The sequence below is a fragment of the Variovorax sp. S12S4 genome, assembly GCF_023195515.1.
Taxonomy (GTDB): domain Bacteria; phylum Pseudomonadota; class Gammaproteobacteria; order Burkholderiales; family Burkholderiaceae_C; genus Variovorax.
The window spans coordinates 3,061,954-3,082,936 of sequence record NZ_JALPKR020000002.1; the positions used below are offsets into that span (position 1 = coordinate 3,061,954).

16 protein-coding genes and 1 pseudogene are annotated in these 20,983 nt (G+C 65.3%); 14 read left to right on the forward strand and 3 right to left on the reverse strand.

Features of this window, described 5'->3' with window-relative positions:
• Positions 1-9 precede the first annotated feature (9 nt).
• Complete coding sequence (gene lysA / locus M0765_RS15070) at positions 10-1,290, reverse strand: diaminopimelate decarboxylase (RefSeq protein ID WP_258504389.1); 1,281 nt, start codon at positions 1,288-1,290, stop codon at positions 10-12.
• Positions 1,287-1,541: an LPS translocon maturation chaperone LptM gene (gene lptM / locus M0765_RS15075; protein WP_446751557.1), complete on the reverse strand. Its 255-nt coding sequence runs from the start codon at positions 1,539-1,541 to the stop codon at positions 1,287-1,289. Before lptM ends, lysA begins: the two co-directional genes overlap by 4 nt.
• Positions 1,542-1,577: 36 nt before the next feature.
• Here lptM and cyaY point away from each other — a divergent pair, with 36 nt between their 5' ends.
• Entirely contained in the window at positions 1,578-1,910 is a 333-nt protein-coding gene (cyaY, locus tag M0765_RS15080; RefSeq protein ID WP_258504391.1) for an iron donor protein CyaY, read from the forward strand.
• A gap of 12 nt (positions 1,911-1,922) precedes the next feature.
• Here cyaY and M0765_RS15085 read toward each other — a convergent pair whose 3' ends face one another.
• A complete protein-coding gene (locus M0765_RS15085; protein WP_258504393.1) occupies positions 1,923-4,331 on the reverse strand; it encodes a penicillin-binding protein 1A in 2,409 nt (802 codons plus the stop codon).
• A gap of 238 nt (positions 4,332-4,569) precedes the next feature.
• On the opposite strand from M0765_RS15085, the gene M0765_RS15090 reads away from it, so the two are divergent.
• From M0765_RS15090 to M0765_RS15150, 13 genes and pseudogenes are all read left to right on the forward strand, one after another.
• Positions 4,570-5,649: a pilus assembly protein PilM gene (locus tag M0765_RS15090; RefSeq protein ID WP_126745805.1), complete on the forward strand. Its 1,080-nt coding sequence runs from the start codon at positions 4,570-4,572 to the stop codon at positions 5,647-5,649.
• Positions 5,646-6,266, forward strand: coding sequence for a PilN domain-containing protein (locus M0765_RS15095; protein WP_258504394.1), 621 nt, complete (start codon positions 5,646-5,648; stop codon positions 6,264-6,266). Before M0765_RS15090 ends, M0765_RS15095 begins: the two co-directional genes overlap by 4 nt.
• A gap of 8 nt (positions 6,267-6,274) precedes the next feature.
• Positions 6,275-6,955, forward strand: a complete 681-nt coding sequence (locus M0765_RS15100; RefSeq protein ID WP_258504395.1) for a type 4a pilus biogenesis protein PilO — start codon at positions 6,275-6,277, stop codon at positions 6,953-6,955.
• Complete coding sequence (locus tag M0765_RS15105; RefSeq protein WP_258504396.1) at positions 6,952-7,494, forward strand: pilus assembly protein PilP; 543 nt, start codon at positions 6,952-6,954, stop codon at positions 7,492-7,494. The genes M0765_RS15100 and M0765_RS15105 overlap by 4 nt, the downstream gene beginning before the upstream one ends.
• A complete protein-coding gene (gene pilQ / locus M0765_RS15110) occupies positions 7,491-9,635 on the forward strand; it encodes a type IV pilus secretin PilQ (protein ID WP_258504397.1) in 2,145 nt (714 codons plus the stop codon). The genes M0765_RS15105 and pilQ overlap by 4 nt, the downstream gene beginning before the upstream one ends.
• A gap of 23 nt (positions 9,636-9,658) precedes the next feature.
• Positions 9,659-10,207, forward strand: coding sequence for a shikimate kinase (locus tag M0765_RS15115; protein WP_258504398.1), 549 nt, complete (start codon positions 9,659-9,661; stop codon positions 10,205-10,207).
• 31 nt (positions 10,208-10,238) lie between these two features.
• Positions 10,239-11,351 carry a 3-dehydroquinate synthase gene (gene aroB, locus M0765_RS15120; protein ID WP_258504399.1) on the forward strand — a complete coding sequence of 371 codons (1,113 nt, stop codon included), beginning with the start codon at positions 10,239-10,241 and terminating at the stop codon, positions 11,349-11,351.
• 22 nt (positions 11,352-11,373) lie between these two features.
• Positions 11,374-12,504, forward strand: a complete 1,131-nt coding sequence (locus M0765_RS15125) for a deoxyguanosinetriphosphate triphosphohydrolase (RefSeq protein WP_258504400.1) — start codon at positions 11,374-11,376, stop codon at positions 12,502-12,504.
• A gap of 5 nt (positions 12,505-12,509) precedes the next feature.
• The gene (locus tag M0765_RS15130; RefSeq protein ID WP_446751558.1) at positions 12,510-13,763 is read left to right on the forward strand and encodes an MFS transporter; all 1,254 of its coding nucleotides are present in this window, start codon (positions 12,510-12,512) and stop codon (positions 13,761-13,763) included.
• Complete coding sequence (locus tag M0765_RS15135; protein WP_258504402.1) at positions 13,760-14,335, forward strand: DUF1415 domain-containing protein; 576 nt, start codon at positions 13,760-13,762, stop codon at positions 14,333-14,335. Before M0765_RS15130 ends, M0765_RS15135 begins: the two co-directional genes overlap by 4 nt.
• Positions 14,332-15,212, forward strand: a pseudogene (locus M0765_RS15140) (class I SAM-dependent methyltransferase). Before M0765_RS15135 ends, M0765_RS15140 begins: the two are co-directional and overlap by 4 nt.
• A gap of 28 nt (positions 15,213-15,240) precedes the next feature.
• Positions 15,241-15,936, forward strand: a complete 696-nt coding sequence (locus tag M0765_RS15145; protein ID WP_258504403.1) for a transposase — start codon at positions 15,241-15,243, stop codon at positions 15,934-15,936.
• 184 nt (positions 15,937-16,120) lie between these two features.
• A complete protein-coding gene (locus M0765_RS15150; RefSeq protein WP_258504404.1) occupies positions 16,121-20,875 on the forward strand; it encodes a glutamate synthase-related protein in 4,755 nt (1,584 codons plus the stop codon).
• Positions 20,876-20,983 lie beyond the last annotated feature (108 nt).

Here is a 20,983-nt window from a genome sequence, read left to right on the forward strand (position 1 = left end):
TGCGGCGGATCAGCCCTCGATCCGCTCGCTGCGCAGCTGGTCTTCCATCGTCTCGCGGCGACGGATCAGGGTGGCGCTCTGGCCGCTCACCAGCACTTCGGCGGCCCGGCCGCGCGTGTTGTAGTTGCTGGCCATGCTCATGCAATAGGCGCCTGCCGACAGCACGGCCAGCAGGTCGCCGGACACCACGTTGAGCGCACGGTCGCGGCCAATCCAGTCGCCGCTTTCGCAAACCGGGCCGACCACGTCGTAGACCGGCGCGCTGCCCGCACGGATGCGCAGCGGCACGATCTGCTGGAACGCCTGGTACATCGCCGGGCGGGGCAGGTCGTTCATAGCCGCATCGACGATGCAGAAATTCTTGTCTTCGCCCGGCTTGGTGTAGAGCACCTCGGTCACGCACACGCCTGCATTGCCGACCAGCGAACGGCCCGGCTCGATGACCAGCTTGCGCCGACCGAAGCCGCGGGCGTCGAGCCGCGCGAGCAGCTGCTGCCAGAGCGCATCGGCCTTGGGCGGCACTTCGCCGTTGTAGTCGATGCCCAGGCCGCCGCCGAAGTCCAGGTGATGGATGGGCACGCCGGCCGCTTCGATGGCTTCGACCAGGTCGAGTATCCGGTCGCAGGCATCCAGGTAGGGCGAGGCTTCGGTGATCTGCGAGCCAATGTGGCAGTCGATGCCCACCACCTCGAGCCCCGGAAGCCTGGCGGCATGGCGATAAGCCTCGACCGCGCGGTCATGGGCGATGCCGAACTTGTTGCCCTTCAAGCCGGTGGAGATGTACGGGTGCGTCTTCGGATCGACATTCGGGTTGATGCGGATGCTGATGGGCGCGCGGCGCCCTTCAGCCAGCGCCACTTCGTTGAGCACGTCGAGCTCGGCTTCGCTCTCGACATTGAAGCAAGCAATGCCGGCCGCGAGCGCCTGCCGCATTTCGGCGCGGGTCTTGCCCACGCCCGAGAAGATGATCTTTGCCGGATCGGCGCCCACGGCCAGCACACGGGCCAGCTCGCCGCCCGAAACGATGTCGAACCCGCAGCCCGCCTCGGCGAACACGCGCAGCACGCCGAGCGATGAATTCGCCTTCATCGCGTAGCAGATCAGGGCTTCGCGGCCCTCGAAGCCGCGCTGGTAGGCCGCCAACGCGTCCAGCATCCATTGCTTCGAATAGACAAACAAGGGGGTGCCGTGTTCGCGGGCGAGGGCGTCGAGGCTCAGGCCCTCGACATGGAGCGCGCCGTCGCGATGCGCGATGTGCGGATGGCCCGGAAGGAGAGGGGCGTTCGTCACTTCGGCACTCCGGGGCTGGTGGCATTGCCGGTTGGGGCAGCCGGCGCACTGCTGGCCGCGGCGGGCTTGGGCGCGGCTTCAGCGTCGGCAGCGCGCGAGCCGCCGGGCGTGAGCAACTGCGGCAGGGTCGCGCGCTGCGCGGCCGCCGGATCGGTCGGTAGATAGAGCGGCCCACGCTGCCCGCAAGCGCCCAGGGCGCCCGCTACCGCAGCCAGGCAGACCATGAGCGCAGCGCGGCTGGAGGCGCTCACTAGAATTTGACGAACATTCAACATAACGAAATTGTAATGACCGACTCCGAATACATGGACCGCGCCGAAGCTGCGCTCGCCGCCATCGAGCAAGGCTGCGACCGCATCAACGATGCAACCGACGCCGACATCGACAACCAGCGGGTGGGCGGGATGATCACGATTTCATTCAAGAACGGCAGCCAGCTGATCGTGAACCTGCAGAAGCCGCTGCAGGAAATCTGGCTGGCCGCGCGCTCCGGCGGCTATCACTACCGCTTCGACGGCAAGGCCTGGGTCGACACCAAGACCGGCGAGGAGTTCTTCGGCAACCTGTCGCGCGAGGCAAGCCTGCAAGCCGGGCAGCCGCTGGAGTTTGCGGCCCCCTGACTCTGCTCATTCTCAATTCCTAAAGAGGTCGAGAATCCGATTGCGTTCTTCAGGCGGCGGAGGCGGGCTCACCGGCACGCCGCTCAGTGACTCCGCGGGCGGCGTGGCGGGGGTCTCCACGCCAAGGCTGGAGACGCCGCGGCCCGGCGCGTAGTCGTCGTAGTACCACTCACCGCCAACGCTCACGACGCCAGCCGGCGGGGTGGTGGAAAGATCGGTCACGGGCACGCCCTTGATGGCGGTTTCCATGTAGTTGATCCAGATCGGCAGGCTCAAGCCGCCGCCGGTTTCGCGGTCGCCCAGGTTGCGCGGCGTGTCGTAGCCGATCCAGGAAATGGCGGTCATGGTGGGCTGGAAGCCGGCAAACCAGGCGTCGAGCGAGTCGTTGGTGGTGCCCGTCTTACCGTAGAGGTCGGGCCGCTTGAGCATGGCCTGCGCCTTGGCCGCCGTGCCGGCGCGCGTAATGGATTGCAGCAGCGAATCCATGATGAAGGCGTTGCGCTGGGGAATGGCCCGGATCGTCTCGTTGAGCAGCGGCGGCTGCTTGTCGACCAGCACCCGGTCCTTGTGGTCGGTAATGCGGGTGACCAGGTATGGATTGACGCGGTAGCCGCCGTTGGCAAATACCGAGTAGCCCACGGCCATCTGCATCGGCGTGACCGCTCCGGCGCCCAGCGCCATGGGCAGGTAGGCGGGGTGCTTGTCCTTGTCGAAGCCGAAATTGGTGATCCATTCCTGCGCATAGCGCGTGCCGATGGATTGCAGGATTCGGATCGACACCAGGTTCTTCGACTTCATGAGCGCGGTGCGCATCGACATCGGGCCGTCGTAGCCACCGCCGTAGTTCTTGGGCTCCCAGGGCTGGCCGCCCGTGGTGCCGGCATCGAAGAAGAGCGGTCCGTCGTTGATCACCGTGGAAGGCGTGAAGCCCTTCTCGAGCGCGGCCGAGTAGATGAACGGCTTGAAGCTCGAACCCGGCTGGCGCCAGGCCTGCGTGACGTGGTTGAACTTGTTCTTGCCGAAGTCGAAGCCCCCCACCAGCGCCTTGATGGCGCCATCGCGCGGATCCATGGCGACGAAGGCGCCTTCCACTTCGGGCAGCTGGGTGATCTCCCAGGTGTTCTTGGGCGTCTTCACCACGCGGATCACGGCGCCGCGGCGGATCTTGATGTTGGGCGGTGCCTTGTCGGAAAGGCCGGATTGCGCGGGCTTGAGGCCTTCTCCGGTGATCTGCACCGGGTCGCCGTTGCCGCGGACGGCCGAGATTTCCTTGGCGCTGGCCTTGAGCACCACCGCCGACATCACGTCGCCGTTGTCGGGGTGGTCGGTCAGCGCGTCGTCCACGGCTTCGTCGAGTTCCTTGGGGTCGTTCGGAAGATCGACGAATTTCTCGGGGCCGCGATAGATCTGGCGCCGCTCGTAGTCCATGATGCCCTTGCGCAGCGCCTTGTATGCGGCGGCCTGGTCGGCGGCCACCAGCGAGGTGTACACCTTCAGGCCGCGGGTGTAGGTGCTGTCGCCGTATTGCGCATACATGAGCTGGCGCACGGTTTCGGCCACGTACTCGGCGTGCAGGCGGTTCGGGTCCGCCGCGTCGCGCAGGTGCAACTCTTCCTTCTTGGCTTGGGCAGCCTGCTCGGCCGTGATGAAGCCTGCGTCCTGCATGCGGTCGATCACATAGAACTGGCGCCCGCGCGCGCGCTGCGGATTGTTGACCGGGTTGTTGGCGCCCGGTGCCTTCGGCAGGCCGGCCAGCATGGCCGCCTCGGCAATGGAAAGATCCTGCAGCGGCTTGCCGAAATACGCTTCGGAGGCCGCGGCAAAACCGTAGGCGCGGTTGCCCAGGTAGATCTGGTTCAGGTAGATCTCGAAGATCTGGTCCTTGGTAAGCAGGTGCTCCAGCTTGAAGGTGAGCAGCACTTCGTAGATCTTGCGGGTGAGCGTTTTCTCCGAACTCAGGTAGACATTGCGCGCTACCTGCATCGTGATGGTCGAGGCGCCCTGGCTCTTCACGCGGTTCATGTTGGCCAGCCCCGCGCGCACCATGCCCTTGTAGTCGACGCCGCCATGGTCGTAGAAGCGCGTGTCTTCAGCGGCCAACACCGCTTCCTTCACCAGTTTGGGGATCGCCGCGATCGGCGTAAGGTTGCGCCGTTCCTCGCCGAATTCGCCGATCAAAATGCCTTCGGCCGAGAAAACCCGCAGCGGCAGCTTCGGCCGGTAGTCGGACAGCTCGGAAATATCCGGCAGATTGGGGTAGGCAACCGCCAGGGCGACCGCGACCACGCACAGAACGGCCAGCGCACCGGCCGCGGCAATGCCGAATCCCCAGGCCATGAAGCGCAGCAGCCATTTGAGCCAGGCTGGGCGTGTGGGGGAGGGAGTCTTGGCTGGCCCTTTAGGGCGTGAGGTTTCTTGCATGTGGGCCCGGAGAATCACCTGACATTATAAAAAGCCGCCCTCTTGCCGAGGACCGAACTTTGGCGCATCGTTGCGGGCTAAACCAAAAGTTACTGAATGTGGCTACAACGTCAGCTTTTGACAACGGTCCCCAGGCTTGGAGCCCGCGGTTGCTTGGTTGCAAGTACGCCTCCTGCTAGCATGCAACCGAACGCAATTTTTTCCATTGGTTACAAATGCAGGGGTAAAGGGACCTAACTTGGCTGCTTTCGGATCATTGTTTCGTCGTCAGAACGCCCCCATGCTCGGCTTGGACGTCAGTTCGTCCAGCGTCAAGCTGGTCGAGCTCGGCCGTGAGGCCAGCGGCAAGCTGGTTCTGGAGCGGTGTGCGATCGAACCCCTCGAGCGGGGCTGGATCACTGACGGCAACGTCGAAAAGTTCGATGAAGTGGCCGAAGCCGTCCGCCGCGTCGTGCGCAAGAGCGGCACCCGCACGCGCAATGTGGCGCTGGCGCTGCCTCCTTCGGCCGTCATTACCAAGAAGATCATTCTTCCGGGCGGCATGAGCGAGCAGGAACTCGAACTGCAGGTCGAGTCCGAAGCCAACCAATACATTCCCTTTTCGCTGGACGAAGTCAGTCTCGACTTTTGCGTGACCGGCCAGAGCGCGGCCTCCGCCGGCGATGTCGAGGTGCTGATTGCCGCGTCCCGCAAGGAAAAGGTCCAGGACCGCGAAGGGTTGGCCGAAGCGGCCGGCCTGAAGGCGATGATCCTGGACGTCGAGTCTTATGCATCGCGCCTTGCAACCGCCCGCCTGATCGAGCAACTGCCGGGCAAGGGCCTCGACGCCGTTGTGGCGCTTTTCGAAGTGGGCGCCTTCACCACCAGCATGCAGGTGCTGCGCAACCAGGAGGTGCTGTACGACCGCGACCAGGCTTTCGGCGGCGCCCAGTTGACCCAGCTGATCGTGCGCCAGTACGGCTTTTCCGCCGAAGAGGCCGAAGCCAAGAAGCGCAGCGGCGACCTGCCTGACGACTACGGCTCCAGCGTTCTGAAGCCCTTCGTGGAAAGCATTGCGCAGGAAATTGCCCGTGCACTGCAGTTCTTCTTTACCAGCACGCCGCACAACCGCGTCGACTATGTGCTGCTCGCCGGCGGTTCGGCCTCGTTGCCGAGCCTGACCAGCGCCGTCACCCGTCAGACCTCCTTTGCCTGTTCGCTCGTGAATCCGTTCGACGGCATGGAGATGGGTCCCAACATCCGTGAGAAGAAGGTCCGGCGCGAGGCGCCTTCCTATCTGACCTCCTGCGGTCTCGCCATGCGGAGGTTCGTGCAGTGATCCTCATCAATTTGCTTCCGCATCGCGAAGCCGCGCGCAAGCGGCGCCGCGAAGCTTTCTACGGCACCCTGGGCGCCGCGGCTATCCTGGGCGGCGTGATCGCGGGCCTCGGCTTTCTCTGGTTCGAGGCGCAAATCTCGGCCCAGCAGGCCAAGAACAATTTCCTGAAGACCGAAATCACCAAGCTCGATGCCGAGATCAAGGAGATCTCGACGCTGCAACAGGAAATTGCAGCCCTGCGTGCGCGCCAGCAGGCGGTTGAAGACCTCCAGGGCGACCGCAACCTGCCGGTGCACCTGCTCAATGAACTGGTTCGGCAACTGCCCGACGGCGCCTACATCACCAGCATGAAGCAGGACAACCAGACGGTCACGCTGCAAGGCATGGCGCAGTCGAACGAGCGTGTTTCCGAACTGCTGCGCAACCTGGGCAACAACAGCCCGTGGCTGGTCAAGCCGGAGCTGGTCGAAATTACTTCCGCAACGGTGAGCCTGAGCCAGCGCGACCAGCGCCGCGTGGCGAACTTCACGATGCGCATCGGCCTCAAGCGGCCGACCGACGCGCAGAAGGCCGCGGCTGAGAAAGCCTTGGCCACAGCGGCGCAGGTCAAGGGGTAGGACGGATCATGGCAAGCAATCGCCCCTCTCAAAAGATAGACGTCGGCGCCGCATTTCGTGGCTTCGGCGACCAGTTCCGCAACCTGAATCCGAACGATCCGGCCAGCTGGCCGCCAGTGCCCCGCTATGCCTTGTGCCTGGCGGTGACGGCAATGGTGCTGGTCGGCCTGTGGTTCCTGTGGCTCACCAACTCGAACGACGAACTCGAAAGCGAGCGCGCCAAGGAAGTCACGCTGCGCGCCGACTACCAGAAGAAGGTCGCACTGGCCGCCAACCTCGAACTGCTGAAGAAGCAGCGCGAGCAGGTGCAGCAATATGTGACGCTGCTCGAGAAGCAGCTGCCGAGCAAGGCGGAAATGGACGCACTGCTGTCCGACATCAACCAGGCCGGCCTCGGCCGCAGCCTGCAGTTCGAGCTGTTCCGTCCGGGGCAGGTTTCGGTCAAGGACTACTACGCGGAACTGCCGATCGCCGTGCGTGTGACCGGCCGCTACCACGACATCGGCTCGTTTGCCGCCGACGTCGCGGGCCTCTCCCGCATCGTGACGCTGAACAACCTGACGATCACTCCGCAAAAAGACAAGGACGGCGCCCTGACGATGGATGCCACGGCCCGCACCTACCGCTATCTCGATGACGAAGAGCGCGCGGCCCAGAAACGCGCTGCGGCGCCAAAGGCGAAGAAATGAGGACGATCGCCAAACTCCTGTGGCTGGCAGCGGCCGCAATGGGCTTGAGCGCCTGTGCCGATTCGGAGCAGGAAGACCTGCGCCGCTGGATGGTCGAGCAGCGCGCCCAAGTCAAGCCCAACGTGCCGCCGATCACCGAGCCCAAGAAATTCACGCCCCAGACCTATACCGAAGGGGCTGCTTTCGAGCCGTTCAACCTGCTGAAGCTCACCCAGGCACTGCGCCGCGAATCGAACCAGCCCAGCACGTCGGAGCTGATCGCGCCTGAACTGGCGCGTCGCAAGGAAGCGCTCGAAGCCTTCCCGCTCGACTCGATGGCCATGGTGGGCAGCATGAACCGCAACGGCCAGCCGGTGGCGCTGGTCCGTGTCGACAAGCTCCTCTACAAGGTGCGCGTCGGCGAGTACCTGGGGCTCAACTACGGGCGCATTACCCGTATCAACGAAACCGAAGTCGCCTTGCGTGAAATCGTGCAAGACGCCGCCGGTGAATGGATCGAACGCGTGGCGACATTGCAGCTGCAAGAGAGTGCGAAATGAATCAGAAAAAATCAACAATGGCACAGCGGCTGCGAGCTGCCGGGCTGGGTCTGCTGGCATTCGGCGCATTTGCCATGGCGCATGCGCAAAACGCCATCGAAGCGGTAACCAGTTCGACGCAATCCGGCGCCGAGGTCATCCGCATCGACCTGGCACAGCCGCTCGCGGCCGTGCCGACCGGCTTTGCCGTCCAGACCCCGGCGCGCATTGCGCTTGATTTCCCGGGCGTCACCAACGCCATCGGGCGCTCCGCCATCGAGGTGAACCAGGGCAACCTGCGTTCCGTCAACGTGGTGCAGGCCGGCGAGCGCAGCCGCGTGGTGCTGAACCTCAAGCAGGCAACCGCCTACAAGACCGAGATTCAGGGCAAGTCGCTGCTGGTGATCCTGGAGCCGGTAGCCGGCACGGCGCTCGCGTCGTCCACGCCCACCGTGTTTGCCGAGAACCGCAACCGCGACACGCTGCCGCTGCGCGACGTCGATTTCCGCCTCGGTTCCGACAACACCGGCCGCGTGATCGTCGACCTGCCGAACAACCAGGTGGGCGTCGATGTCAAGCAGCAGGGCAAGAACCTCGTCGTCGAATTCACCAAGTCGACGCTGCCCGAGGGCCTGCGCCGCCGCCTCGACGTGGCCGACTTCAACACGCCGGTCCAGCTGATCACCTCGCAACAGTCCGGTGACCGCGTTCGCATGACGATCGAGGCCAAGGGCGACTGGGAGCACAGCGCCTACCAGAGCGAGAACCAGTTCGTCGTCGAAGTGCGTGCCCGCAAGGTCGACCCGACCAAGCTGACCCAAGGCGTGGGCTACAACGGCGAGAAGCTGTCGCTGAACTTCCAGAACATCGAGATCCGCTCGCTGCTGCAGGTGATCGCCGACTTCACGAACTTCAACATCGTGACCTCCGATTCGGTGACCGGCGCGCTGACGCTGCGGCTGAAGGACGTGCCGTGGGACCAAGCCCTCGACATCATCATGCAGGCGAAGAACCTGGGCATGCGCAAGAACGGCAGCGTGCTATGGATTGCGCCCAAGGATGAAATCAACGCCAAGGAAAAGCTCGAGTTCGAAGCCAAGGCCGCAATCGAGAACCTGGAGCCGCTGCGTACCCAGTCGTTCCAGCTCAACTACACCAAGGCGATTGCCATTGCCCAGGGCCTGACCGGCACCGGCGCCTCGTCGGGCGGCGGTGGCGGCTCCGGCACCACGACCCGCATCCTGAGCCCGCGCGGCAGCGTGATCGCGGAGTCGCGCACCAACCAGCTGTTCGTCTCCGACGTGCCGTCGCGCCTTGCACAAGTGAGCGAACTGATCCAGAAGCTCGACATCCCGGTTCGCCAGGTGCTGATCGAAGCGCGCATCGTGGAAGCCTCCGACACCTTCGGCAAGTCGCTCGGCGTGCGCCTGGGCGGCGGTATCTCCCGCGAACGCGTCGCGTCGGCCAACGGCAATCCGGCATACGGCACCCTCGGGGTCATGCCTACCACCACCGCCGCCGGCGGCGTCGGCGCAGCGGCAGCCACCTGGACCAACTCCAATTTCCTCAACCTGCCCGCAGGCGATGCCGGCGGCACCGGCAATTCGCCCGGTACCTTCGCGATCTCGCTGTTCAACTCGAGCTTGTCGCGCATGTTGAACCTCGAGATCTCGGCGCTCGAAGCTGACGGCAAGGGCAAGCTGGTTTCCAGCCCCCGCGTCATCACGGCCGACCAGACCAAGGCGCTGATCGAGCAGGGTGAAGAAATCCCCTACCAGCAGGCAACCTCCAGCGGCGCCACGTCGATCTCGTTCCGCAAGGCGGTGCTCAAGCTCGAAGTCACGCCCCAGATCACGCCCGAAGGCAACATCATCCTGACCCTGGACGTGAGCAAGGATGCCCGCGGCGTCAACACTTCGGCGGGTCCGGCCATCAACACCAAGCACGTGCAGACCGAAGTGCTGGTCGAGAACGGCGGCACGGTCGTCATCGGTGGTATCTTCGAACTCACCGAAACCAATGACGAATCGCGCGTGCCGGTGCTGGGTGAAGTGCCCTACCTTGGGGCACTGTTCCGCAAGCGCGAACGCGTTGCCAACAAGACCGAAATGCTCGTCTTTATCACTCCGAAGATGATTACCGACCGCAACGCCGCGCGCTGACGCGCGGGCGTAGCAGCCACCGCGTGGCGGTCGCACTCGTCGGGTTGCCCGGCGCCGGTAAATCCGCAGTGGGGCGGCGCCTGGGCGCCCGCCTCAATCTTCCGTTCGTCGATACCGACCACGTGATCGAGCAGCGCATCGGCTGCTCGATTCGCGATTACTTCGAGCGGGAAGGCGAAATCGCTTTCCGGGACCTCGAGCAAACGGTAATAGCCGACCTTTGCGCACAGCCTCACGGCGTGCTTGCCACGGGAGGCGGAGCGGTTTTGCGGGAGGTCAATCGCAAGCAGTTGCGGGACCACTTCCACGTGATCTACCTGCGCTCTTCCCCCGAAGACCTGTTTCGCCGCTTGCGGCATGACGTCAAGCGGCCTCTCTTGCAGGTGGCCGATCCGCTTGGACGCCTGCGCGAACTGCACGATGCGCGCGACCCGTTCTACAGGGAAACGGCCCACGACGTGGTCGACACGGGCCGCCCGTCGATCGCCATGCTGGTGAACATCATCGTCATGCAACTGGAGCTCGCCGGCATCGTGGCGCCGGGCGCCCACCCGGAAGAACCCGCCGCCTGAGCAACCGGTCCGCAGCGCCTAAACTCGCTGCATGCCATTGCCCGCACCTTCCGCACCGCCAGAACGCGTCGATATCCAGCTCGGCGAGCGCAGCTACCCCATCCTGATCGGCGCCGGCCTGCTCGGCGAATCTTCGAGCTTTGCCGCGGCGCCCGACGCTGCGAGCGCGCTGATCGTCAGCAACACCACGGTGGCACCGCTCTATGCCAAGGCGCTGCACGCGGCCCTGGCCGACCGTTTCCGCACGGTGCACCTTCTCGAATTGCCCGACGGCGAGGCGCACAAGAACCTGCAGACGCTGAACCTGATCTTCGATGCGCTGCTCGGCCATGGCAGCGACCGGAAAACCGTGCTGTTCGCCCTGGGCGGCGGCGTGGTGGGCGACATGACAGGCTTTGCCGCCGCCAGCTACATGCGCGGCGTGCCGTTCGTCCAGGTGCCGACCACGCTGCTGGCGCAGGTCGACTCGTCGGTGGGGGGCAAGACCGCCATCAACCACCCGCTGGGCAAGAACATGATCGGCGCGTTCTATCAGCCGCAGCTCGTGGTTTGCGACCTGGGCACGTTGCAGACGCTGCCGCCGCGGGAGCTGAGCGCGGGCCTGGCCGAAGTCATCAAATACGGGCCCATCCACGACATGGCGTTCTTCGACTGGATCGAAGCGAACATCGATGCGCTGGTGGCCCGCGACCCCGCCGCGCTGGCCTACGCCGTCAAGCGCAGCTGCGAGATCAAGGCGCTGGTCGTGGGGCAGGACGAGCGCGAAACGGGCCTCCGCGCCATTCTCAACTTCGGCCATACCTTCGGGCACGCCATCGAATCGGGCCTGGGCTACGGCGAATGGCTGCACGGCGAAGCGGTCGGCTGTGGCATGGTCATGGCTGCGCACCTGTCACAGCGGCTTGGCGGCGTCGATGCCGCCTTTGTCGAGCGGCTCACGCGGTTGATCGAACGCGCCGGCCTGCCGACGGTCGGCCCGGCACTGGGGGCCGACCGGTACCTTGAACTGATGCGGGTCGACAAGAAGTCCGAAGCCGGCGAGATCCGCTTCGTGGTCATCGACAAGCCGGGCTCCGCCGCGGTCAGCAGCGCGCCAGATGCGCTGGTGCGCGAGGTGCTCGCGCAGTGCTGCAGCGCCGGATGAGCGCAGCGCCAAGGGTGCGCCGATGAGTCTTGCGGCCTATGCCTGCCACCCCGCGCGCTCGCGCGGGCGCCGCCATGCCGAGCCGCCCGCGCCGACGCGTGATGCCTTTCAGCGCGACCGCGACCGCATCGTGCACTCCACCGCGTTCCGGCGCCTGGTCTACAAGACGCAGGTGTTCCTGAACCATGAGGGCGACCTGTTTCGTACCCGGCTCACGCATTCGCTCGAGGTGGCGCAGCTTGGCCGTTCCATCGCGCGTGCCTTGCGCCTCAACGAAGACCTGGTGGAGGCAATTGCCCTGGCGCACGATCTCGGTCACACGCCGTTCGGCCACGCGGGGCAGGATGCGCTCAACGCCTGCATGGAAAGCCACGGCGGCTTCGAGCACAACCTGCAGAGCCTGCGCGTGGTCGATGCGCTGGAGCACCGCTACCCGCAATACGACGGCCTGAATCTCAGCTTCGAGACCCGCGAGGGCATTCTCAAGCACTGTTCGCGCGCCAATGCCGAACGCCTGGAGGCCGCCGAACCCAACGGCGTGGCCCGGCGCTTCCTCGACCGCACCCAGCCGGCGCTCGAGGCGCAGCTGTGCAACCTGGCGGACGCCATTGCCTACAACGCGCACGACATCGATGACGGCGTGCGCTCGGGGCTCATCAGCGTCGAGCAGCTCGGCGAGGTGGAGCTGTTCGAGCGCTACCGCCGTGAGGCACTCGCCGAGTACCCCGGGCTGGAAGGGCGGCGCGTGCTCTACGAGACGATCCGGCGCATGCTGAGCGCCCAGGTCTATGACGTGATCGACGCCACCCGTGCGGCGGTCGAAAGTGCAGCTCCGGTCGATGCCGACGGCGTCCGCAACTCACCGCCGCTCGTCGCTTTCAGCGAAACCATGCAGTCCCAATCCAGCGAGCTCAAGAGCTTCCTGTTCCGCAACCTCTATCGGCATCCGCAGGTGACGCAGACCACCGACCAGGCGCAGCAGGTCGTGCGGGAGCTGTTCGACGCGTACCTCGAGCGGAGTGCCGAGATGCCCGCTTCCTACGCCGACCGGCGCGACCGGCATCGCGCCGTGGCCGACTACATCGCCGGCATGACCGATCGGTTCGCCATGCGCGAGCACGAAAGGCTCACCGGCCGGCGGGGCATCGGGTGAGTTCGGTGGCCGCCGTCTCCGCGCGCGTTCCAGCCGCCGCCTTCGCCGTCCTTTTCGGCGGCGTGAGCGCTGCGCTGCACCTGGGCAAGCTGCCGCCCGCCGTGCCGGCCCTGCAGGCGTCGCTCGGCATCAGCCTGGTCGAAGCCGGTTTTCTGCTGTCGCTGGTGCAAGTGGCCAGCATGACTCTCGGGCTGGTGATCGGGCTTGCGGCCGACACCATTGGCCTTCGGCGCAGCATGCTCACGGGGCTGCTTGTGCTGGTTGTTGCCAGCCTGCTCGGCGGCGCCGTCGGCACCGGCCTCTTCGGCGATGCGCACGCGGTGCGGTGGCTGCTGGTTCTGCGCGCCGCCGAAGGCATTGGCTTTCTGCTGGCGGTCATGCCGGGGCCAGGGTTGATCCGCGCGCTCACGCCGGCCGGAGCGGACAAGGCCGCGCTCGGACTGTGGGGTGCGTACATGCCGCTTGGCGTCGCGCTTGCGCTGCTGCTCGGTCCGGCGTTGATCGCCTGGGGCGGTTGGTCCGACTGGTGGTGGGCACTGTCCGCCGTTTCAGCCGGCGTGGCGCTCTGGCTGTGGCTGGCCGTACCTTCTGACAAGGTTCGTTCTACCGCTGCGGGCGGCGCAACGGCGGGGTGGTCGTCGCGGCTGCGCACGACAGTGGGTGCGCGCGCACCCTGGATGATCGCGCTGACCTTTGCCGTGTATTCCGCCCAGTGGATGGCGGTGATCGGCTTCCTTCCGGCCATTTATGCCGGCGCGGGTGTCCCGCCAGGCTGGAATGCGGTGCTCACCGCGATTGCGGCCGCGATGAACATCGTCGGCAACGTGGCGGGCGGGCGCTGGCTGCAACGCGGCGTTGTGCCCGAGCGCCTGCTGCAGCTGGGCTTCGGGGCCATGGCGCTGGGAGGCGTGGCAGCTTTTGCGCAAATGGGGCAGGGCGCCGACGCGCTCGGCCTGCCGCCAGCGCTTCGCTATGCCGCTGTCTGCCTCTTTTCGTTGGGCGGCGGCATGGTGCCGGCAACGCTGTTCCTGCTCGGGGTCCGCATGGCGCCGGGGCCCAGCACCGTCTCGACCACGGTCGGTCTCATGCAGCAGGCCTCTTCCCTGGGGCAGTTCCTGGCGCCGCCCGCGGTGGCATGGGTGGCTCACCGCGTCGGCGGCTGGCACTGGACATGGACCGCCACACTGGCATGTTCGCTGGCCGGCATGGCCATGGCGCGGCACCTTGGACGAATACGCCTTGCGGCGGCAGTGGCATGACGGGCGCGGCGACAATCGAGGCCATGCAGGCCGAGGCCGATACCCGCCGCTGGCTCGAACGTGCGGTGATCGGACTCAACCTGTGTCCCTTTGCCAAGGCGGTTCATGTCAAGGCGCAGATTCACTTCGCCGTGTACATGCCGGCCGACGACACCGCGCTGATCGAAATGCTTCTTGCCGAGGCCAATGAACTCGCCGCGCTCGATGCCTCCGTGCGCGACACCACCTTGCTGATAGCACCCAACACCTTGGCGGATTTTCTGGACTTCAACGATTTCACCGCACGCGCCGAACGCAAGCTTGCCCGCGCGGGCTTCGACGGCGTGTTCCAACTGGCGAGCTTCCATCCGCAGTTCCAGTTCGGCGGCACCAAGCCCGACGACATTTCGAACGCAACCAACCGTGCGCCTTACCCTACGCTGCATCTGTTGCGCGAAGACAGCGTGAGCCGGGCAGTCGAGGCGTTCCCGGAGGCCGAGACCATTTTCGAACGCAACATCGAAACGCTCGCAGCACTGGGCCCCGAAGGCTGGGCCGCGCTCGACGTGGGCCCCGGGAGCGCCAGGCGATGAATGCACACGCAACCAAGACTGTGAAGACCGCAAAGACCGCCAAGGCCGAAGCCGAGTTGTCCGAGGTTCTGCGCCCGGGCCAATCCGTCGAGCTCTTGAAGGAGCTGCACATCCTTACGCGTGAGGGCCGGCTCAACCAGGATTCGCGGCGCAAGCTCAAGCAGGTGTACCACCTGTTCCAGTTCATCGAGCAACTGCTGCGTGAGCTGCCGGGCGGCGGCGCCGAGGCCACGCTGGCCGACCACGGCGCGGGCAAGTCGTACCTCGGGTTCATCATCTACGACCTGTTCTTCCGTTCGCGCGAAGGCGGGCACGTCTACGGCATTGAGACGCGCAGCGAACTGGTGGAAAAATCGCGCGCGCTGGCAAGGCAGCTCGGATTCGACCGCATGTCGTTCCTGAATCTCACCGTCGCCGAATCGGCGAACGCGAGCGAATTGCCCGAGCGGATCGACGTGGTCACCGCGCTGCACGCCTGCGATACGGCCACCGACGATGCCATTGCCTTCGGCCTCGCGAAGAAGGCGCGCTGCATGGTGCTGGTGCCTTGCTGCCAGGCCGAGGTGGCCGCCTGCCTGCGCGAAACCAAGGCGCTCGCGCTGTCGCGCACGCCATTGGCCGAACTGTGGCGCCACCCGCTGCACACCCGCGAAATCGGCAGCCAGCTCACCAATGTGCTGCGTTGCCTGTATCTCGAAGCCAACGGCTACAGCGTCACCGTGACCGAACTGGTGGGCTGGGAGCACAGCATGAAGAACGAGCTGATCCTGGCGCGCCACACCGGGCAGCGCAAGGCCGCAGCAGCCGCCCGGCTGGGGAGTTGCTGGCGCAGTTCGGCCTCGATGCCTTGGGCGAGACGCGCTTTCGCCTGAGCTGAATCCGCGAGCACGCGCCGCCTTCAAGCCATGGCCCGTCTCCCCCGCCTCACGCTGGCCGACATGCCGCACCACGTGATCCAGCGCGGAAACAACCGCCAGGCAATCTTTGTCGACCGTGCGGATCACGAGCGGCTGCTCGCCCTGCTGGCCGACAACGCCGTGCGCTTCGGCATCGCGCTGCACGCCTATGTGCTGATGGACAACCACTTCCACCTGCTGGCAACGCCCAGCACCGCCACCGGACTGCCGCAGTTCATGCAGTCGGTGGGGCGCAGCTATGTGCGCTACTTCAATGACCGCCACGGCCGCAGCGGCACCTTGTGGGAGGGGCGCTACAGGTCGACGCTGATCCAGAGCGATCGCTATCTGCTGACCTGCATGGCGTACATCGACCTCAACCCCGTGCGGGCCGGCATGGTCGCGGACGCGCGCGACTTTCCATGGTCCAGCCACGGCCACTATGCCGGCCTGCGGCACGACAAACTGCTCACGCCGCATCCGCTCTACTGGGAGCTTGGCAACACGCCCTTTGCCCGCGAGGCTGCATATGTCGAATTGGTGCGCGCGGGCGTGCGTTCCGCCGATCAGGGCACTCTGACCGAAGCCACTTTGCGCGGGTGGGCGGCCGGCGACGCGGATTTTCTTGCTTCGCTTCAAAAATCGACCGAGCGGCGGGTGGCCAAGGCGAAGGCCGGTCGGCCCCCATCTATCGCCAACTCCTGAGCCTAAAGCGCGGTGAACGGCGCAATGTTGGAGCTACCCTGCTCCTCCTTTTAATATGTCCCCAATTTAATTCTGACAAGAATACTCGGAATTTAATAAGAATCTGACCCCTATTAAAGTGTTTGGCATTCTTTGTGCATCGCAATATCCTTCTCTTCCCTGCGAAAAACTGAAGGAGTGCGCCATGACGACGGCTGCCGAGATCGAACATCTCCAACAACACGGTCTGTATTCGGGTGCCGACGAGCACGATGCCTGCGGCGTCGGCTTCGTGGCGCACATCAAAGGCGAGAAAAGCCATGCGATCGTGCTGCAGGGCCTGAAGATCCTCGAAAATCTCGACCATCGCGGCGCAGTGGGCGCTGACAAGCTCATGGGCGACGGCGCGGGCATCCTGATCCAGCTGCCCGACCATCTGTACCGCGAAGAAATGGCCAAGCAGGGCGTCACGCTGCCGCCCCCCGGCGAATACGGCGTCGGCATGATCTTCCTGCCCAAGGAACACGCGTCGCGCGAAGCCTGCGAGCAGGAAATGGAGCGCGCCATCAAGGCCGAAGGCCAGGTGCTGCTCGGCTGGCGCGACGTGCCGGTCAACCGCGACATGCCGATGTCGCCCACCGTGCGCGCCAAGGAGCCGCTGCTGCGCCAGGTGTTCATCGGCCGTGGCAACGACGTGATCGTGCAGGACGCGCTCGAGCGCAAGCTCTACGTCATCCGCAAGACGGCCAGCGCCAACATCCAGCGTTTGAAGCTCAAGCACAGCAAGGAATACTACGTTCCCAGCATGTCGAGCCGCACCGTGGTCTACAAGGGCCTGCTGCTGGCCGACCAGGTGGGTACCTATTACCTCGACCTGCAGGACAAGCGCTGCATCTCGGCCCTTGGCCTCGTGCACCAGCGCTTCTCGACCAACACTTTCCCTGAATGGCCGCTGGCCCACCCGTACCGCTATGTCGCCCACAACGGCGAAATCAACACGGTCAAGGGCAACTACAACTGGATGAAGGCGCGCGAAGGCGTGATGTCTTCGCCCGTGCTCGGCGCCGACCTCCAGAAGCTGTACCCCATCAGCTTTGCCGGCCAGTCCGACACCGCCACGTTCGACAACTGCCTCGAGCTGCTGACGATGGCGGGCTACCCCATCAGCCAGGCGGTGATGATGATGATTCCCGAGCCCTGGGAGCAGCACGCCACCATGGACCCGCGCCGCCGCGCTTTCTATGAGTACCACGCCGCCATGCTCGAGCCGTGGGACGGCCCGGCCTCCATCGTGTTCACCGACGGCCGCCAGATCGGCGCCACGCTCGACCGCAACGGCCTGCGTCCCTCGCGCTACTGCGTGACTGACGACGACCTGGTCATCATGGCTTCGGAATCGGGCGTGCTGCCCGTGCCCGAGCAGAAGATCGTGCGCAAGTGGCGCCTGCAGCCCGGCAAGATGTTCCTGATCGACCTGGAGCAGGGCCGCATGATCGACGACGAGGAGGTCAAGGCCACCCTCGCCAACAGCAAGCCCTACAAGCAGTGGATCGAAAACCTGCGCATCAAGCTCGACAGCGTGAAGGCCGAACCGGTCTCCGCTCCCGTCAGCCAGGTCGCGCTGCTCGACCGCCAGCAGGCCTTCGGCTACACCCAGGAAGACATCAAGTTCCTGATGAGCCCGATGGCGCAGGCCGGCGAAGAAGGTATCGGCTCCATGGGTAACGACAGCCCGCTGGCCGTGCTCTCCAGCAAGAACAAGCCGCTCTACAACTACTTCAAGCAGTTGTTCGCGCAAGTGACCAACCCGCCGATCGACCCGATCCGCGAAGCGATCGTGATGTCGCTGGTGTCGTTCATCGGCCCCAAGCCCAACCTGCTGGACATCAACCAGGTCAACCCGCCGATGCGGCTCGAAGTGAGCCAGCCGATTCTCGACTTTGCCGACATGGCCAAGCTGCGCGACATCGGCAAGTACACGCAGGGCAAGTTCAAGAGCTACGTGCTCGACATCACCTATCCGCTCGCCTGGGGCGACGAGGGCGTGGAGGCCAAGCTGGCCTCGCTGTGCGCCGAGGCGGTCGACGCCATCAAGGGCGGCCACAACATCCTCATCGTGAGCGACCGCGGCGTGAGCCCGACGCAAGTCGCGATTCCCGCCGTGCTGGCGCTGTCGGCCGTGCACCAGTACCTGGTTCGCGAGGGCCTGCGCACCACGGCCGGCCTGGTGGTCGAGACCGGTTCGGCGCGTGAAGTGCATCACTTCGGCGTGCTGGCGGGCTACGGCGCGGAAGCCGTGCACCCCTACCTGGCCATGGAAACGCTCGCGGCCATGCATGCCGACCTGCCGGGCGACATGAGCGCCGAGAAGGCGGTCTACAACTACGTCAAGGCCATCGGCAAGGGTCTGTCGAAGATCATGTCGAAGATGGGTGTCAGCACCTACATGAGCTACTGCGGCGCGCAGCTGTTCGAGGCCATCGGCCTGAATACCGCCACCGTCAACAAGTACTTCACCGGCACGGCCAGCCGCGTCGAGGGCATCGGTGTGTTCGAGATTGCCGAGGAAGCCATCCGCATGCACAAGGCGGCTTTCGGCGACGATCCGATTCTTTCCAACATGCTCGACGCCGGCGGTGAATATGCCTGGCGCACGCGCGGCGAAGAGCACATGTGGACGCCCGACGCCATTGCCAAGCTGCAGCACAGCACGCGCTCGAACAACTGGAACACGTACAAGGAATACGCGCAGCTCATCAACGACCAGAACCGCCGCCACCTCACACTGCGCGGCCTGTTCGAGTTCAAGCTGGATCCGGCCAAGGCCATTCCGGTCGACGAGGTCGAGCCCGCGGCCGAAATCGTCAAGCGCTTTGCCACCGGCGCGATGTCGCTCGGTTCGATCAGCACCGAAGCGCACTCCACGCTCGCCATTGCCATGAACCGCATCGGCGGCAAGAGCAACACGGGCGAGGGCGGCGAAGATCCGGCGCGCTACCGCAACGAACTCAAGGGCATTCCGATCAAGCAGGGCGACACGCTCAAGAGCGTGATCGGCGCGGCCAACGTCGAGGTCGACCTGCCGCTGAAGGACGGCGACTCGCTGCGCTCGCGCATCAAGCAGGTGGCTTCGGGCCGCTTCGGCGTTACGGCCGAGTACCTGCATTCGGCCGACCAGATCCAGATCAAGATGGCGCAGGGCGCCAAGCCGGGCGAGGGCGGTCAGCTGCCCGGCGGCAAGGTCACCGAGTACATCGGCAAGCAGCGTTACGCGGTGCCGGGCGTGGGTCTGATCTCGCCGCCGCCGCACCATGACATCTACTCGATCGAAGATCTGGCACAACTGATTCACGACCTGAAGAATGCTGCGCCGCACGCAAGCATCAGCGTCAAGCTGGTGAGCGAAATCGGCGTGGGCACCATCGCGGCCGGCGTTGCCAAGTGCAAGAGCGACCACGTGGTGATCGCGGGCCATGACGGCGGCACGGGCGCATCGCCTTGGTCGTCTATCAAGCACGCGGGCAGCCCATGGGAAATCGGTCTGGCCGAAACGCAGCAGACGCTGGTGCTCAACCGCCTGCGCAGCCGCATCCGCGTGCAGGCCGACGGCCAGATGAAGACCGGCCGCGACGTCGCCATCGGCGCGCTGCTGGGCGCCGACGAGTTCGGCTTTGCCACCGCGCCGCTGGTGGTCGAAGGCTGCATCATGATGCGCAAGTGCCACCTGAACACCTGCCCGGTGGGCGTGGCCACGCAAGACCCGATCCTGCGCAAGAAGTTCTCGGGCAAGCCCGAGCACGTCGTCAACTACTTCTTCTTCGTTGCGGAAGAAGTGCGCCAGATCATGGCCCAGCTCGGTATCCGCAAGTTCGACGACCTGATCGGCCGCGCCGACCTGCTCGACATGCGCAAGGGCATCGAGCACTGGAAGGCCTCCGGCCTGGACTTCAGCCGCCTGTTCGCGCTGCCGACGGTGCCGGCGGAAGTGCCGCGCTACCACGTCGAAAACCAGGACCACGGCCTGGACAAGGCGCTGGACGTCAAGCTCATCGAAAAGTCGCGTCCCGCCATCGAGCGCGGCGAGAAGGTGCAGTTCATCGAGGTGGCGCGCAACGTCAACCGCTCGGTGGGCGCCATGCTGTCGGGCGCGCTGACGAAGGTGCATCCGCAGGGCCTGCCCGACGATTCGATCCGCATCCAGCTCGAAGGCACGGGCGGCCAGTCGTTCGGCGCCTTCCTGGCGCGCGGCATCACGCTGTACCTGATCGGCGATGCCAACGACTACACCGGCAAGGGCCTTTCGGGCGGCCGCGTGGTGGTGCGCCCCAGCCTCGACTTCCGCGGCGAAGCCATCCGCAACACCATCGTCGGCAACACCGCGCTCTACGGCGCGACCACCGGCGAAGCCTATCTGTGCGGCGTGGCCGGCGAGCGTTTCGCGGTGCGCCTCTCGGGTGCCACGGCGGTCGTCGAAGGCACGGGCGACCACGGCTGCGAATACATGACCGGCGGCACGGTCGCGGTGCTCGGCAAGACCGGCCGCAACTTCGCGGCTGGCATGAGCGGCGGCGTGGCTTTCGTCTATGACGAAGACGGCCAGTTCGCCACGCGCTGCAATCTCTCGATGGTGTCGCTCGACAAGGTGCTGACCTCGGCCGAGCAGACCGCGAGCGTGCATCGCAAGATCTGGCACGGCGGCGAGACCGACGAGGCCCAGCTCAAGAAGCTGCTCGAAGAGCACCACCGCTGGACCGGCAGCAAGCGTGCGCGCGAACTGCTCGACAACTGGGCCGTGGCCCGCACCAAGTTCGTCAAGGTGTTCCCGAACGAATACAAGCGTGCGCTCGCCGAGCTGCACGACCGCAAGGTCGAGCTCACGAGCAGCGGCAACAACGCGCACATCGGCCTCGAGCCGCACGCGATCGCCGCCGCACCGCAGGCCACCCCGGCCGCAGTTTGAAGATCAACCAAAAACAGAACTAGCTCCCACACGGCATGCAGCACGTGAAACTGTCACAGCCCCTTCGGGGAACACCGCGGAACCGGCTTTGCCGGGCCGCAGGTGTTG

Excerpts from the sequence above, each read along its gene's own strand:
- cyaY (WP_258504391.1), top strand. The coding sequence starts at position 1,578 with ATGACCGACTCCGAATACATGGACCGCGCCGAAGCTGCGCTCGCCGCC.
- M0765_RS15085 (WP_258504393.1), bottom strand. The coding sequence starts at position 4,331 with ATGCAAGAAACCTCACGCCCTAAAGGGCCAGCCAAGACTCCCTCCCCC.
- M0765_RS15100 (WP_258504395.1), top strand. The coding sequence starts at position 6,275 with ATGGCAAGCAATCGCCCCTCTCAAAAGATAGACGTCGGCGCCGCATTT.
- M0765_RS15105 (WP_258504396.1), top strand. The coding sequence starts at position 6,952 with ATGAGGACGATCGCCAAACTCCTGTGGCTGGCAGCGGCCGCAATGGGC.
- pilQ (WP_258504397.1), top strand. The coding sequence starts at position 7,491 with ATGAATCAGAAAAAATCAACAATGGCACAGCGGCTGCGAGCTGCCGGG.
- aroB (WP_258504399.1), top strand. The coding sequence starts at position 10,239 with ATGCCATTGCCCGCACCTTCCGCACCGCCAGAACGCGTCGATATCCAG.
- M0765_RS15125 (WP_258504400.1), top strand. The coding sequence starts at position 11,374 with ATGAGTCTTGCGGCCTATGCCTGCCACCCCGCGCGCTCGCGCGGGCGC.
- M0765_RS15135 (WP_258504402.1), top strand. The coding sequence starts at position 13,760 with ATGACGGGCGCGGCGACAATCGAGGCCATGCAGGCCGAGGCCGATACC.
- M0765_RS15145 (WP_258504403.1), top strand. The coding sequence starts at position 15,241 with ATGGCCCGTCTCCCCCGCCTCACGCTGGCCGACATGCCGCACCACGTG.
- M0765_RS15150 (WP_258504404.1), top strand. The coding sequence starts at position 16,121 with ATGACGACGGCTGCCGAGATCGAACATCTCCAACAACACGGTCTGTAT.